Below are 15,954 nucleotides of genomic sequence, written 5' to 3' on the forward strand. Positions count from 1 at the left end.
TTATTCCTCGGTTAATGAAGTATGAGCGCGATCCAAAATAGGTTTAAACAGATAGCTCAGCAGCGAGCGCGACCCCGTTTTCACGAATACCTCTACCGGCATCCCCGGCTTGATGTCCTCGCCACTGAGCATCTTCATGCCCTCCGGCGAGACCGTGACCTGCATCTGGTAGTAAGGTTCACCGTTGGCTTTGTCGACCAGACGGTCGGCGGAAACCAACGTGACCGTTCCCGGAATTTTCGGGGTTTTGTTTTGGTTGAAGGCGGTAAACATCAGATCCACCGGCAACCCGTTGTACACCTTATCGATCAGGTCGACTTTGAGGCGAGAATCCACCACCAATGTCGCCTGGCTGGGTACAACGTCCATCAGGTGGTCACCCGCTCCCACGACGCCCCCCTGAGTGAAGATATTCAATCCGACCACGGTGCCATCCACCGGTGAAGTGATGGCGGTGTTGCCCAGATCGAAATCGGCCATTTGCAGCTTATTGCGAAACTCGCTGGCGTCCATTTGGGTTTGCGCTAGTTGCGTTCTGACCTCGCGCTGATAGTCGGCGAAACGCTGGTCGATACGCTGCTGAGATTCCTGCAGCTGCTTTTGCAGCTGGCCAATCCGCCCGACGGTTTCATCGATGCTGCTGTTCACCTCGGCAAACTGACGCTGCACTTCCAGGTAGCGGTTGCGCGGCAGGTAGCCGTCCGCCGCCAGTTGCTTCATGCTGTTCATCTGCTCACGCAGGCTGGAAAGTTGGATCTGCTTGTTGGCGCGCGAATCCTGCAGGCCTTTCAATTGGAAACGAACCCCGTCCATCGACTGCTTATAACCGTCAATTTCACTTTGCAGCCCCTGGCGGCGGGAGGCGAACAGCTGCGTTTGCAACGCGATGATTTCAGCCACGCGCGGCTGATCCTTGATCTGGGTAAAAATGGGAGAAAAAGTGACGCTGCTCAGACCATCGCGTTCAGCGAGTAAACGCCCTTCGGTGGCCAGCGTGGTGTAATACTGGTCGCGCAGGGAATCGACCTGCGCCTGTGCCTGCACCTGGCTCAACTGCACAAGGACTTCACCGGCTTTCACCTTGTCGCCCTCTTTCACCGCGATATTTTTGATGATGCCGCTGGCCGGAGCCTGCACCGTTTTGCGGTTGCCGGAAACAGTTACCGATCCCGGTGATGCCACCCCTTTATCCAAAGGCGCGAACGCTGCCCAAGCCAAAAATCCGAACAGGCCAATCCCCACCACCAGCCAGCCCATCCGGGTAAACCGCCGTTCATCCTGCGGGATCTCTTCAATATACGAGTCTTGCGGCTCGCCAATGTGCGTCGACATACCAACTCCTTTAAACTGCGGACGGCAATAAAGCCATCAGGCAATTCACGGCTTAATTAATTTGCGTTTTCGGGATGTTGCCTTCATCCGGCTCGGAATTTACCGCCCTCACCGCTTGCTGAGGCGGTTGCGTCTGCGCTTTTTGCGCATTGGCTAACGCCTGAAGCACTTGTTGAGTCGGGCCGAACGCGTTGACGTTGCCATTCACCAAGAGCAACAGCTTGCTGGTCATCGACAGCAAATTGGTGCGATGGGTAATCAGAACCACCGTTTTATTACGTTGCTTGAGGAACATAATGGCCTGGTTCAACGCTTTCTCGCCCGCATCGTCCAGATTGGAGTTAGGCTCATCCAAAACCACCAGCGAAGGGTCGCCGTACAGTGCGCGCGCCAGGCCGATACGCTGTTTCTGTCCACCGGACAGCCCAGCGCCACCGTTGCCGAGCACCGAATCGTAGCCGTTCGGGAAACGCAGGATCAGTTCGTGCACACCGGCCAGCTTAGCGGCTTCAATGACTTTCTCTGAGTCGATATCGTTAAAGCGTGCGATATTCTCGGCGATAGTCCCGGCAAACAGCTCAATGTCCTGCGGCAGATAGCCGATATACGGCCCCAATTCATCCTTGTTCCACTGATAGATGTCGGCATTATCCAACCGAACAATCCCTTCACTGACCGGCCAAATGCCGACCAGCAAACGAGCCAGCGTCGATTTCCCCGACGCGCTTGGGCCAATGATCCCCAGCACGTCACCGGGCTGGATAGCAAAACTCACGTTATGCAATACCGCATCGCCTTTGGATCCCGGCGGCGTGGCGGTGACGCCTTCTACGGCGAGTACCCCTTCCGGACGCGGCAAGGACATACCGGTACCCCGTTGCGGGTGCGTTTCCAGCAGCTTGACCAACCGGCCATAAGAAAGCTTCGCCGCGCTGTAGCTCTTCCAGACGTTAATAACCTGCTCAATCGGCGCCAGCGTTCGCCCCATCAGAATGGAGCCGGCGATCATCATACCGGGCGTGATGTGCCCATCGATCGCCAGCCAGCCCCCCAGCCCCAACACCAGCGACTGCAGCGACATGCGCACAAACTTGGTGATCGACGTGACCCGCGATGCGCGTTCGCTGGCGATGCGCTGACTGTTCAAGAACCGCTGGTGCAGGCCGAACCACCGGCGTTTCAGGTTGGGCAACATCCCCAAAGCCTCGATCACTTCGGCATTTCGCAGATTGGTGCTGGCCAGCGTACCGGACATAATCGACAGCTTGCTGGCTTCCGCCAGCGGCTTTTTCGACACCATTTCGTTGATCACCGCCAATGCGATCAGCAACAGCGCACCGACCAGGGCGAAGAGCCCCAACCAAGGGTTAAAGAGGAATATCACCAACAGATAGATCGGAAACCACGGCGCATCAAAGAAGGCGAACAGCGCGCTGCCGGTGAGGAATTGGCGCAGATTGGTCAAATCGCTCAGCATCTGGCCGGCGTCAGACGAACCGTTTTTCAGATTCGCCTCGTAGGCCGCAGTGTAGACTCGCGTGTTGAGGCGCATATCCAGCTGGCTGCCAATACGGATCACCACCATGCTACGCACGTATTCCAACAGCGACATCATGCCGAACATGCCCAACATGATCAGCGTCAGCATCAACAGCGTGATTTCATTACGCGAAGGAAGCACCCGGTCGTAAACCTGGAGCATATAGATAGAAGGAACTAGCATTAATAAATTAATAAATGCGGTAAATATGCCAACGGTCCAAAAAACCTTACTGCGAGTCCGTATAACATCCGCAATTTCGTTGCGCGGTATAAATTGATTCACTTTCTGCCCTTACATCATGTGCACTGTCAGTCAAAATCCGCATTGGACTCTTATAAGGAAAATCCTAAAAAGGGAAAAATAAAATAAATCCTAAAGAACCCCCACCCCAGACATGCTCGAGACTGCAGATACTTTTTCTAACTATAGGTAGAGAAAGCGGATATCAGCAAGGCCGTAAGCAAAAAAAATCGCCTCACGAATCACAGAAAAAAACAAATAAAAACAGTAGGGTAAATAACAGACAGGGCAAAGCGAGTTTAGTACGAAAGGGAATAAATTAGAGATAATGACGTAGTTCACAATTTTCAAAGAATACGGGGTGTTTACACACCCCGTATTATTTATTGACTAACAGTTTCAATGGGAATTATACCCCACGGGAACTCTTACTTAGGCGTAGTGCAGAGTATCCACCAATTGCTGGTGGTTTTGTCCAGTCAGGTATACCACGGTATCGTTGAGGTCCAGCGTGTGGTTATCGTTGTTATCGATAATCACATAGGAGCTGGCGGTATTGCCGCCACCGCTGAATACAACGGATGCCACACCCACTTTCGCCGTCAGCGAGTTGCTGCTATCCAGACCCAAGATACCGCCCAGCAGACCGATAACGCCATTGGTCAAACCGCCCACCAGTGTCCCCAACAACGCATCCAACGTGTCGGCAGAGCGCGTACCGTAGTTCGCTACCGCAGTGCCACTAGCGTCATCGGAGATAGTCAGGCCGCCATGGTTCACGTCGACAATCGAGTCCTTGAGGCTATTAAAGTCCTTGATGGTCACACCCGCCTGCGTGTTACTCGCCTTGATGTCATAGGTGTTGGCACCTGCGCCACCGGTCAGCGTGGTGTTGCCAATCACGCCCAGGGTATCGGCAGCACTGGAACCTTCTACGGTCATTTGGTAACCGTTCAGGCCCAACGCCGTCAGCACCGGCGCCAACAGGTTGGTGGTAATGACGCTCAGCGGCAGAATGTTCAGCAACTGAACGATGATACCGTCACCGGTACCGCCATGGCTGGAGTCGAGATTCAGACCCGCAGTATTGGTAGACGCATTGATATCACGCACGTTGCTGAAACCGCTGCCCAGAGTCAGATCCAGCGCGTGATTACCTGTCACGTTGATGGTCTGAACCTGCGCATTGGTGCCGGCCAATGACAGAATGTTATCAAAGCTGCCGGTACCGCCTGAGGCCACGTTCACCGTGGTCAGCGCGGTACCCAACAGGGCGCTGCTGCTGCTGTTGAGGGTGATGGCGCCGGCATTCACGTTGGCAGAACTCACCGCATCGAAGTTGATATTGAAGTGATCGGTGGCGTTCTGGACAAAGGTGAAATTCAGCGTACTGGCAGCGGTAGCATCCCCTTTCACGGCCAACTGCGCGGCGTTGCCGCCGGCGGCGTTAATGACGTTGACGTTGGCCAGACCGGAGACCACAAACCCCTGCGTGCCCAGATTGGTGGCCGCTGCGTTCTGCGTAACCGTGCCGCCCGTAGTGCCTTCGACCGTGGACGTGCCGTTGGTCAGGCCAAAGTCAAAGGTGTTGTTTGGCGTTGTCACGCTGGTGGTAGTCGGTGAACCAATCAGCGGCGTCGTAATCAGCGTACCGACGGACTTGCCGATATAGCCGGTCAGGTCGATCTGCTCGAAGTTCGAGAAGTTGTTGGCGTTGCTGGTCACGGTGCTGGTGCGAACGCCCAAGGCGTTTTGGTTGGTCACCACGGTTTTGGTGATGAAGTTGGCGGAGATGGAATCCGTGCCCGTACCGCCGTCAGCCTTGACGGTATTGGCAACGGTGTTCGCACCGCCGGAGACCGCGTTACCCGCCCAGTGCAGGCTGTCGTTGCCGGCGCCGAGGTTAAACTGTGCGGTACCGGTCGCGATGTTAGCCGTCGAAGTAACAACCACGTTATCTGCACCCGAACTGGCGTTCAGAATGACGTTGCCGTTGTTGACTGTGACAGCAACCCCTGGGTTGACGCCGTTGTCAGACAGGTTCACCGTTGCCGCGCTGGTGCCGTTGATGGTCAGGTTAGCCAGATGATCGGCGAACTTCAGGTTGACCGTCGCAGCCGCACCGGCATTAAGAACGGCCGTAGTCAACACTGCCGTCTCCGCATTACTCAGCACATGACTGGTTCCCGTATTCACGGTACCTGTCGCGTTGCCGCCTGCAGCGGTGACAGAAAGATTCGCAACCGTTTTATACAACAGGCTTGAACCGATATCGAATTCAAAGGCATGCTGCTGCGTTACCGTGGTGGCATCCGTCGCCACGGAATTACGCAAGTCGTTAATAATTGCCTGCGTGATCACACCGCGGTCAGAACTCAGAGCACTGTAGTTGGCAATCTGAGCCGCCGTGGCGGCAACACCATGCACAGCCGTAAAGACGCTCTGAATGTAAGAGTCGGTGGTCATCCCAGCAACTTTCTTAACGAATTCAGTGGAATTCAGCAGCGATGAGATCAGCGAGCTGTAAGAGGTGCCGGAAGCCAGCGCCTTGCTCCAAGTATCCAGCGCACTGGAGTCAATCAGACGGTCAGGAATGGCCAGGTAGATTGCAGAGGTTTGCTCCTGATACGACAGCGCAGGCAATTGCCCGACTGCGTAAACCGTCGTCCCAGCCTGGAAATGCTGCTGTGCAACCAAATCACCAGCAGCCACGGTACCTTTCAGCGTATTGATGATATTAAGCACGACCTGAGCGCGGCTGGTGCCCCCGCTCAGTTCGGCTAGATAAGTTGCACTTTCCGCTGAGGTTGGCGCACGTTCATAACCGAACTGGAATAGGCGAGCGACGAAGTCTGTATCGCTCAGGCTGGAGATGTAGCTACGATCGTTGATGGTAGCTTGCGCAGCCGTCAATGCGCTCAACGATCCGTTATTAATATGCGAACCCCAGTAGTTAATGGCATTTGCATCCTTGGTCGTCCCCAGTACCTGGCAGATAGCCAGATAATCGGCCGCACCGGTTCCTGATGCCGCCGCAGTGATAACCGACGGGAATAGCGCTCCCTTGACCGTATTATCAAATGCACTTGCTTGCGTCACCGTCGTTGCGTCGCTGCCGGTATAGTTCAGCAAATCGCTGACAATAGAGTTGATCATTTGCGGGACAGTCTGCCCCGAACCCAGCAATGTAGAAAGCTGTGCCGGCGTTGGCGCCACCCCGTGAACGTTGGTGTAAATAGTTTGGATGATTTCGCTGGTCGTTTTACCGGAAAATCTGGCCTGACCATCGGCGCCGTTGAGTAAGCTAGTTGCAAAGGCATCCGCAGTCAGAGTATTGGTCATGAACTGCTGACCGTAGTAATCCAAAGCCGAAGCCACCGCGCTCTTACCCAAAATCGCGTATGTGATTGATGCTACTTTATATTGCGCTGCTAGAGAAGCCATACATAAACTCCAAATTATTATATAAATAACATGGGAATACCCCCCGCAAATTCAAAAAGAAAGCGGGAAATGTAATTAAAAGCTTAATTTTCAAACGCTAAACAAAGACTGTTCGCCAACCCCACCCCTACGTCGGTTTCTGGTAAAAATAAGTAAAGTACCCATACACAATTTAATCAAGGTACTAGGATAATTTTTATATTGAAGCGTATCAGCATGTAAAGATAGACCACACAAAAAGAGCCGGTAAGGACGGGCATTACTAAATAAATAATGATTCCATCCACAAGAATAACCTTCACTTCGCCAATAAAAAAATAAAATCCTTTGTTTTCATTGTGATAGGTAAAAATAATTACTATCAAAAAAATAATCACACATGAAATAGTTTTATATCTAAAATCATTGACGTTCAAATAAAAAGGAAAAGATCATGATTCTTAAAAAATAGATATAAAAAAAAGATATAAGAATTTTATTATGTTAGAAAAGCACGCAAGGACATTGGGGGGATGAAAATGAGAATAGATAGGATTTCAATCGGGAAGGATGGCTTAGAGCGGAAAAAGAAGGGACGTAACGGATGATGACAACCGGACCCTCAGGCCCGGTCAACACAACAGATGTCAGATAGTTCGCTTCAAGAGGGGAAGCTTACTGCAGACAAAAGCACATCCTAAAGAGAGGCAGAAGACAACGATAGTCGCTAAAGGAATAGTGATCAGAGGTAAGTAGGATACCGGTTTCAGCCCCAGTGCGTTTGAAACATCCAAGAGAATCGGGTGAATCAAGTAGACACCAAGTGTCAGGCTAGCCACCGTTTTAAGCTGGTGGTCACTGAGGAGGGGTATATTGATTACCTTTAACAGCTGGAAAGCTGAAATCGACATAATAATCACAGTGATCGAAAGATATGTGTATGGGTATAGACCAGGCACATTACCTAAGTTAACCGCGCAGTAATAATACCACAAAGCCGTTACTGCAATCGAAACAACGAATAAACACAACCAGACAATGGAAGGGAATATCCTTTCATCTTTCAAAAGATAGCCCAGGATAAAGTAGGGAATGTAAGGTATAAACCATACAATAAAAACAGAGTTAATAACCATGTCATGTGGGTTGCTGAAATACGAGTTTAGACAGGATATTGCCAGCAATGTCAGACTGAGCAACCATAACGCTTTCCGATCAGATGCAGCAACGACCTGTCTGATAAAGGGTGTTACAAAATAGAGCCCCAGAATCATAAAGAGGAACCACATATGAAAATAGGGTTTTCCCGAAAGCAAAGCAAAAAAAATCTCCTGAATAGATTTAGGATCACCTTTTAACATGTTTCTTGAAAAATCCCAAAGCATGTAGAAAAGTGACCAAAAAACCAGAGGGGAAAGGATTCGGGATGCACGCTTTTTATAAAAGACACCTAAAGGCTCTGCTTTCTCTGGTGCCAGCAAAAGAGCACCTGAAATCATCACAAAGACAGGGACACACCAGCGCACCAGAGAGTCGTAGAGATTAGCATACCACCAATCGTTTGAACCAAGCTCACTCCACGTTATGACACGCGAGGATACATGCAATAAGACAACAGCAAGTATGGCGATGATCCTTGCATTATTGAGCCAACGCATTCTTATGTCTCTCCATTAAAAAACGTTCTAAACGCAAAACTTGCAAGTCAGATACAAATAAGGCCGCATTATGCGGCCATTTTTATTAATATGCAGATTTATTAACGAACCCTTTGAATATTGTCATAAAAATTATCTTTATATCTAACCACAGGGTCCAGTTATGGATGTACTCTAAATCAAACTCAACACGCTTTTCCATTTTTTCCAGCGTATCGGTTTCGCCACGCCAACCGTTTATCTGAGCCCAGCCGGTAATGCCTGGCTTCATTTTGTGCCGAAGCATGTAACCGCTGATCATCTTTCGATATTGCTCATTATGGACAACCGCATGGGGTCTTGGACCAACAATCGACATATCACCCTTCAATACGTTGATAAATTGCGGCAATTCATCAAGGGAGGTACGTCGTAAAAAACCGCCTAAGGTTGTAACGCGCGCATCGCCTTTCTTCGCCTGAACCACTTTATCATCGTTCTCCATCACCACCATAGAGCGAAACTTCCATACTGCAATGCCCTTCCCATCGATACCGTACCTCTTTTGTTTAAAAATCACGGGACCAGGCGAACTTAATTTTACGAAAATAGAGATCAGGATCAATACGGGGGAAATAAATGCCAAAATAAGAATAGAAAGGATAATGTCTTCTAAACGCTTAATGACTTTATTAACGCCGCTCATTGGCGTATCGAAAAGCGAAACGACTGGAACGCCATTTATTTCTTCACTGCGGGAATGCAAAAGATTAAAGGTGAAGATATCCGGGATAAGCATGACGGAACAAGTCGAGTCAGACAACTCCGCCACAACTTCCTTGATAAGTTTCTCCTGTGACATAGGCAAAGCGATATATACCCGATCAATTTTGCCCTCCTTTGCATCAGCAATCATTTTTTTCAGATCGCCACATTTATTGATGCTGGAGCCAACTGGCATGACATTATCATCGTAAATCCCCAACACGCGGAACCCCATCCAATGCGCATCTCGCAGTGTTTCTGCCAACCTGATACCAACAGGAACTGCGCCCATGATAGCCACATTTCGGGTATTGAAACCAAGATTTCGAAGATAACCAATTGCCAAGCGAATAATTAACCGTGAGATTATAAACCCTATGCTAACAATAACAAACCAGCGAACATATAGAGTCACATCATTATCAGAAATGTTAATTACCGATAACACTCCCAAGGTGAAGAGAACGCTTAACGTCCAGTTTTGGAAGATAACACGCAATTCCACACCAATGCGGACACCTCGCCATGAACGATAAAAGTCCGTTATTCCACCAATCATCTGGAACATGACGATAGAAGTCAAAACAATAATTAAATCTTGTGACTGAAACGTTTCATGAAAGAAAGTCCGTGCAATATAAAGACCAGAAAATATAATAAATATATCTGAAAATCTTTGTATCATTGAAGTGACAGAGGCGTTGGATTGCAATGTCCCCCGACGAAAACTCATCATATTCTTTTGCCTTTCTGCGATCATAAGCCAGCTACCTCTGATAATAGTTAAGCTTATTCATCAAGCCATTAATATTAAAAAAAAGCATAATAGTTTCTGTGCGCATAGACAGTATTAATAGGTGTATCTATCCTCGCCAGCAACATCAGAATCGCTACATCAACTCTTTATATAGCCGATTTATTTCTTTCAGCATTATTTTTGAAGTAAATTTATCGCTATAATAATCAATACAACTTTGATGCATTGATTTCCAATCGTTTTTAGTTTTGGAGTTTAGAATAGAGATTATCTCATCAACATTTTCAGTTTCAAACAAAAATCCAGTTCTCCCTTCGTCGACGACCTCGGGTAAAGAACTGCAACGAGAAGCTACTACAGGTAGTCCGAAACTTTGAGCCTCCACCGCAACTAACCCAAAAGACTCCCAACGACTCGGCATTAACAGCAATGTTGAGTTGTTAAAGTGTGGAACAATTAAACGATAATCAAGCCAGCCCAGATAGGAGATATTCTCATGCGGTGGTGGAGATTCATCAGCATGAACAACATCACCAATAGCGGTGATATGCATGCCTGCAGGAAGACGATTGGCAACCTGAAGCAAAACATCAAATCCTTTTTGATAGTCAAACCGCCCAACATAAAGGATTTTTATCTCGTCCCCACACAATGCCTCATGCGTCTCGCTATCACTCGCTTTGGGGGCCGGTATACCGTTATAGACAACCTTGCACTTGCTTTCTTTTATTCCCCACTTTATAGCTTCATTCATCTCATAGCGGCTTGTACAAACCACTCGGTCAGTAAAAGTAAGCAAGGTACGTTCAATCAATGAATATATCTTCTTCTTCTTCTCAGAGACATTCATAATAAAAGAGAATGCATGTGGGCAATAAACAACTTTAGGCCTATACCACAAATAGACAAATGGCAAGACACTGCGACAAACAACCCCAGCAAATGAACTGTGTATATGAATGATCTCTGGACGGTGTTGTTTTATGAATCGAATGTAGTTAACGAGCAAGGATAAAAGAGATTTAACATCTCTTCCAGACCGTTTGAAGAAAAGCGCATTCTCATTATCAAACTCGTGCAACTCTTTACGATGAGCGTCAGGAATCAGACAGTATAACTCTCTCTCTTCTGACCTGTCAGATAATAACTGACGCAAAACAGTGGCCACGCCACCCTTTATTGTTTCTGCAACATGCAGTACTTTCAAAATATCCCCTTCCCTATCAATTCATTTTAACATAATCAGTTAATCACTGCCGGTTTATTATTAGAGTAAATAATTGTTGGCGTTGATGACGCCTGTGGCGTAGAACTGTCTATACCTGGGTCGTTTAAAAAATTAACTTTATCACTGCTGTCTTTCGCACTAAAGCTTTGCATTAACTTTTGAATGCCATTTTTGTTCGCAGCAGGTACATCTTCTTTCCAATAAATAGTGGCAAATTTGTTTTCACCTTTGTCCTTTAAGGTGACAATATTTGTACCGTCATTGGATTTCTTAACACCTTGAATAGAATAATTTTTTGTCAGTTGCGTAATTTTTTCTATCGCTGAGACCGACTCTTTAGGTGATTCAGTACGAGTAAAGAAGCCAAAGTTATGCTCTTTGTTATCCGTCGAAGTTCCGTCGTCGATAAGATCGTACCACCAAACGCCTTTTATATAACTCCTGGCTTGTGCCAAGAGAGTATATTTCATCACGTACTGAGCGACCTTATCAGCTCGTAGACCGTCCTTGCCATTGTAAGTCGGGAAGCCTAACTCTGTAATATATAACGGTACATTTTTACCGGTTTTTTGCGCGACATGTTTTTCATATGCATCAATGAGTTGTAGATTTCCTTCTGCTGTCCTGATTTCACCCGAAGACCCTGAAGGAGTGTATGTATGCAATGAAATACCATCAATATAGTTTAATACTCCAGCATCAATGACCTTGTCAAACCAAGCGACATCTCTGGTAGAAAACGGACTGAACGATCCGGTAATGATAATTGCATCTGGATTGGCCTTTTTGACCGCTTTAGCAGTCGCAATAACCAATTTTGCATACACCTCAGGAGGCGGAGGGACGGCCCCTCTCACCTGAATGCCGGTTTTATACAGCCATTCATTCCAAATTTCGAAGTACTTCACTTTCCCACTAAACCGTTTAGCGGTCCAATAGGCATAGTTAGCAAAACCTTCAATAGCAGCATCGGTATTTGGGTATCCGTATGAATCGTAGTTTTTATTGCTGTAATCCAGAATTAAAACTGAAGATAAACCGTACTTTTCGCTATCATTAAATGCCGTATCGACTTTTTGGAGGTAACTGTTATTGCTGTACGTCCCTTTTTGTAATTCAACAAGCTGCCAAGGGTAATCCTCACGAAAGGAGGTAAATCCAGCATTCTTTATCTTATCCAGGTAGTATCCAGGCTCATTAGGATAAGTTCTCACATGCATGCCGATACCCACTTCAAAGGCACTGACTTGGGCTGACAGCAAGGATGAAATCACAAATAAAGAAGGTAGGACACCACGCCAAACGATGTTCATAGTACAGTTCCTATTCTGCGATGCGGCTAAGGAATTAACCCATTGATAATTTCGTTAACTTTGGTAGCAGAGGAATGCCAAGAAAAACGTTTAACATTAAGATAGCCCTTCTCCTTTAATTCGTTTCTCAAGCACTCATCATCGATCAACGCTTTCATATGCAACGCAATATCATCAATGTTATAAGGGTCGAAGTACAAAGCACTGCCCTGCAACACTTCCGGCATCGAAGCCTTATTTGAGGAAATAACTGGGCAGCCACAGGCTTGCGCCTCTAATGGCGGAATACCAAAGCCTTCATAGAACGAGGGAAACACGAAGCCCAATGCTCCCTGATACAGTTTGATCAGCGTGGCATCGTCAACACGCCCCATAAATTCTATATTGTCAACTTGTTCATCAGTTAAATTCATTTCAGAAAAACTGCCGTTTGCAGCACCAATTATCTTTAATGAGAAATTCCCATGTCCAGCCAATTGAGAAAAGGCAGCAATAGCACCATGGAAGTTTTTATGATAGTTCTTTGATGAAACCAAGAGCAAGTAGCGTTCTTTTGATGAGCCAGGATTTATCGAAGGCGTGAACGATGAGTTAACCGCATTGCTGACAACAATAATATTGTCTGCATTGTAGTTGAATGTTTCACTAATTTCTTTCTTTGAGAATTCACTGACGGTGATCAGCTTTTTGCTCGATTTAAGCATCAGAGGGACGAGAGTATTATAAAAAAGTCTAAAGCTCTTACTATAACTCTGCGGGTAACGCTTATAAATCACATCGTGATGGGTAACTACCTTATTAGTATAAAATATAGGTGCAGTGCTGCACAAATTTATCAGCAGCGGCGATCCTTTTTTCTTTAAGTATCGAGGCAAGTCCACTTGTTCCCAAGCATGCCCCGATCTATGACCAATGATCTCAACACCCAATTTTTCCGCAATATCATTTCGCAAAACGCCTGGAGGAGAAACGAATACCACATCATCTCTGATTGAGCGCAAATTTAGGGATATCTCTTCTGCAAAGCGTTGTACACCTGTCATTTCCTGAGTCAAGAACCGGGCGTTTACGTATATCATCATTCACCTTTATAAATTCACTTTATCAACAGAACGCCTTAGAACGCCTACGAAAACATCAACTCAGAATTTGATTGTATTTCTCAAAGATGCTGTCAATTTTTGCAGTATCGAAATCAACATTCTTTATCTCAACAACTTTTTCCAAAGACGGCACGAATTCATTTTCTATATCACATATCATGCCATTGTGAACGTTAATTATTTCAGCTATGCCCCCAGGATAGTTATTGGCCAACACCGGTGTGCCGCACAGTAAAGACTCAATAACAACATTGGGATATCCTTCCCAACGAGAGCTGGAAACGAACACGTCGGCCTGTCTCATATAGGGATAAGGATTGTCAACTCCGGAAACGAAGGTCACTTTCGACTCTAGGTTAAGCTGTCGTCTTAAGGCAATCAGTTTATCCTTGTCTTCACCATCACCGATTATTGTTAGATGGAAACGGTCATCATCGAGCTTAGACATCGCTTCAAGCAGAAGATCGAACCCTTTTTGGTAAGTTAATCGGCCAATGCTAAGAAGGTTCGTTTTACTTTTATCGTAAAGGTTACTCAAGCTTTCATCTACAGAAAGCTTCACGATGGATCTATAATCTAATGGGTTATTTATTTTGACGATCTTTTGCTTATCGATACCTAAGTTATTGACCAGGTCGTTAAACATATCATCACTCTGCGCAATGATTGCATCGTAGTTACTGTATGTTGTCTTATAGAGAATGTTCGCAATTCGGCTTTTTTCGAATAGACTAGGAAGGTTAGACTCCCTAGCGATTTTTTTCACCTTACGCCCAAAAAGGAATAAAAACGGTGACAGTACTGCATTCGATGTTCCGGAACTGATTAAGATAGTGTCAATCGCATTGGATTTAGTAAACTTACTAATTCCACTTATTATTTTAGGAAATGAAGAGCGCGCCCGGCCCTGAATATTTAAATAATGCACCGTAACGTCGGAACACAAATCCTTCACCAACGTATTTATTTCCGGATCGTTTTTATAAAGCAGAAGAAATGGCTTGAACCTTGCTCTATCGATGTTATTTAGCAACGTAAAAATGACGCGATCCGCGCCGGTTCGCCCCAACACTGGCATAACAAAAAGAATATTCTTCACTGAAAACCCCAAGTGATATAAAAACAAATAAATCTTAGCATTAGTCAACTTTTCAGTAACTTGCTTCTAAGTATCCTGATGATTTCCAAACATGAGTCAGACTTGGTTATTAGGCTCGCAAGGACATAAACCACAATGCCAACTACGATTTTGACCATGAGTTCGTAGATGCCACCGTCAATGTGTATAAAATACAGCACGGCCGACATTGCTGCCGTCGCGATAAAAATAGGTGTCATATCTTTCAGCTGCTTCCAGGCCCCATAGCCAAATAGCTTACCGGGATAATATGCATGTATGAAGAAAGAGATGACAGCAACGGCGAAATACCCGATGACAACAGCGCGTAGCCCATAAGGAGCGGTCATGAATAGCACACCAAAAGTCAATGGCAGTTTCATGAGATCGACTTTGAGATAGATATCAGAACGCCCAGTCGCATTGAGTATGCTGCAGTTCAGTGCGCTGATTGGCGTAACCATTCTTGCCAAACATAACCACTGAATGACAACAACGGCTGGCAACCATTTTTCAGTCAAGAATACGCGAACAAATGGCTCAGCGATAAAGCTAAATCCAACCATCGTTGGAATAATTATAAATGCGGTCATGTTTAGACTTTTTTTATAAATTCTGACTAAACGCTCCCGATCATCTTGAGTCGATGTCATTACAGGGAACATGACCGCTTGTAGTACACTGTACAGATTAGATGAGAGAAGATCGGGCACTGTCCTCCCCTGTGTGTAATATCCGACATCACGACTATTAAAGTACCGCCCAATCAAAATTGAATAGGAGTTGTCAACGATCGTGACGATGGAACTGGCAAGCAACAACTTTGAGCCAAATCCAAAAAGTTTTCTCAAACTATCCATAGAAAATTGAAGTGTTGGATACCATTTCACCGCAAAATACATCAAGAACAATATAATTAACGAGTTGGATAACGTTTGGTAAACCAACGCCATTACGCCATAACCGTTGTAGGCAAGATAAAGCGAAAGCGCACCGCTTATTATAACAGAAATGATATTTATCTTTGTTCTTAACTTAAAGTTCAATTCTATTGATAATTTTGTTAAGTGTATAAGATAAAAAGACTTTATGATGATATTTAAGGACAATATTCTTACTACATCAATCAGCTTATCATTATTAAAGAAATGCGCGATACTTGGTGAGCAGACGTAAAGCAAGGCATAAAGAAGTAAGCTGATAAGTATATTAAAGTAAAAAACCGTGGAAAAATCGATGTTTTTCCTGTCCTTTTTTTGTATTAGTGCCTGCGAAAACCCACCATCGGTGATTATATCAGATAACACAATGAAAATAAGAATCATGCCGATGAGACCGAAGTCTTCTGGCGAAATGATTCGTGCCAGTATTATCCCGATGACAAACTTGGCACCTTGGACAAGAAATTTCTCCGCGACGTTCCAGATAATACCCAGTATCGCTTTCTTTTTTAATGAGTCACTAGACATCACTTCTCGCATTTATATATTCAAAAA

The 15,954-nt window shown here is 46.0% G+C and carries 10 protein-coding genes; all 10 read right to left on the reverse strand.

Features of this window, described 5'->3' with window-relative positions; all coding sequences use genetic code 11:
* The 10 genes from ACYF6X_RS12580 to ACYF6X_RS12625 all read right to left on the reverse strand — a co-directional run bounded on the left by ACYF6X_RS12580 (nucleotide 1) and on the right by ACYF6X_RS12625 (nucleotide 15,927).
* Nucleotides 1–1,332 carry an HlyD family type I secretion periplasmic adaptor subunit gene (locus ACYF6X_RS12580; RefSeq protein ID WP_130017478.1) on the reverse strand — a complete coding sequence of 444 codons (1,332 nt, stop codon included), beginning with the start codon at nucleotides 1,330–1,332 and terminating at the stop codon, nucleotides 1–3.
* Between the two features lie 52 nt (nucleotides 1,333–1,384).
* A complete protein-coding gene (locus ACYF6X_RS12585; protein ID WP_063989334.1) occupies nucleotides 1,385–3,157 on the reverse strand; it encodes a type I secretion system permease/ATPase in 1,773 nt (590 codons plus the stop codon).
* 390 nt (nucleotides 3,158–3,547) lie between these two features.
* Entirely contained in the window at nucleotides 3,548–6,559 is a 3,012-nt protein-coding gene (locus ACYF6X_RS12590; protein WP_130017477.1) for a beta strand repeat-containing protein, read from the reverse strand.
* Between the two features lie 626 nt (nucleotides 6,560–7,185).
* Complete coding sequence (locus ACYF6X_RS12595; RefSeq protein ID WP_130018840.1) at nucleotides 7,186–8,196, reverse strand: acyltransferase; 1,011 nt, start codon at nucleotides 8,194–8,196, stop codon at nucleotides 7,186–7,188.
* Nucleotides 8,197–8,281: 85 nt separating this feature from the next.
* Nucleotides 8,282–9,676: an undecaprenyl-phosphate glucose phosphotransferase gene (gene wcaJ, locus ACYF6X_RS12600; RefSeq protein ID WP_149558770.1), complete on the reverse strand. Its 1,395-nt coding sequence runs from the start codon at nucleotides 9,674–9,676 to the stop codon at nucleotides 8,282–8,284.
* Between the two features lie 154 nt (nucleotides 9,677–9,830).
* On the reverse strand, nucleotides 9,831–10,904 hold the full coding sequence (locus ACYF6X_RS12605; protein ID WP_406880025.1) for a glycosyltransferase: 1,074 nt from the start codon (nucleotides 10,902–10,904) through the stop codon (nucleotides 9,831–9,833).
* A gap of 35 nt (nucleotides 10,905–10,939) precedes the next feature.
* On the reverse strand, nucleotides 10,940–12,238 hold the full coding sequence (locus ACYF6X_RS12610) for a cellulase family glycosylhydrolase (protein WP_130018844.1): 1,299 nt from the start codon (nucleotides 12,236–12,238) through the stop codon (nucleotides 10,940–10,942).
* A 26-nt stretch (nucleotides 12,239–12,264) separates the two neighbouring features.
* Entirely contained in the window at nucleotides 12,265–13,317 is a 1,053-nt protein-coding gene (locus tag ACYF6X_RS12615; protein ID WP_130018843.1) for a glycosyltransferase family 4 protein, read from the reverse strand.
* A gap of 58 nt (nucleotides 13,318–13,375) precedes the next feature.
* Nucleotides 13,376–14,440, reverse strand: coding sequence for a glycosyltransferase (locus ACYF6X_RS12620; protein WP_242512606.1), 1,065 nt, complete (start codon nucleotides 14,438–14,440; stop codon nucleotides 13,376–13,378).
* A gap of 44 nt (nucleotides 14,441–14,484) precedes the next feature.
* The gene (locus ACYF6X_RS12625) at nucleotides 14,485–15,927 is read right to left on the reverse strand and encodes a lipopolysaccharide biosynthesis protein (RefSeq protein WP_130018842.1); all 1,443 of its coding nucleotides are present in this window, start codon (nucleotides 15,925–15,927) and stop codon (nucleotides 14,485–14,487) included.
* Nucleotides 15,928–15,954: the final 27 nt, after the last annotated feature.

The organism is Serratia sp. ID 25-353, assembly GCF_054792795.1.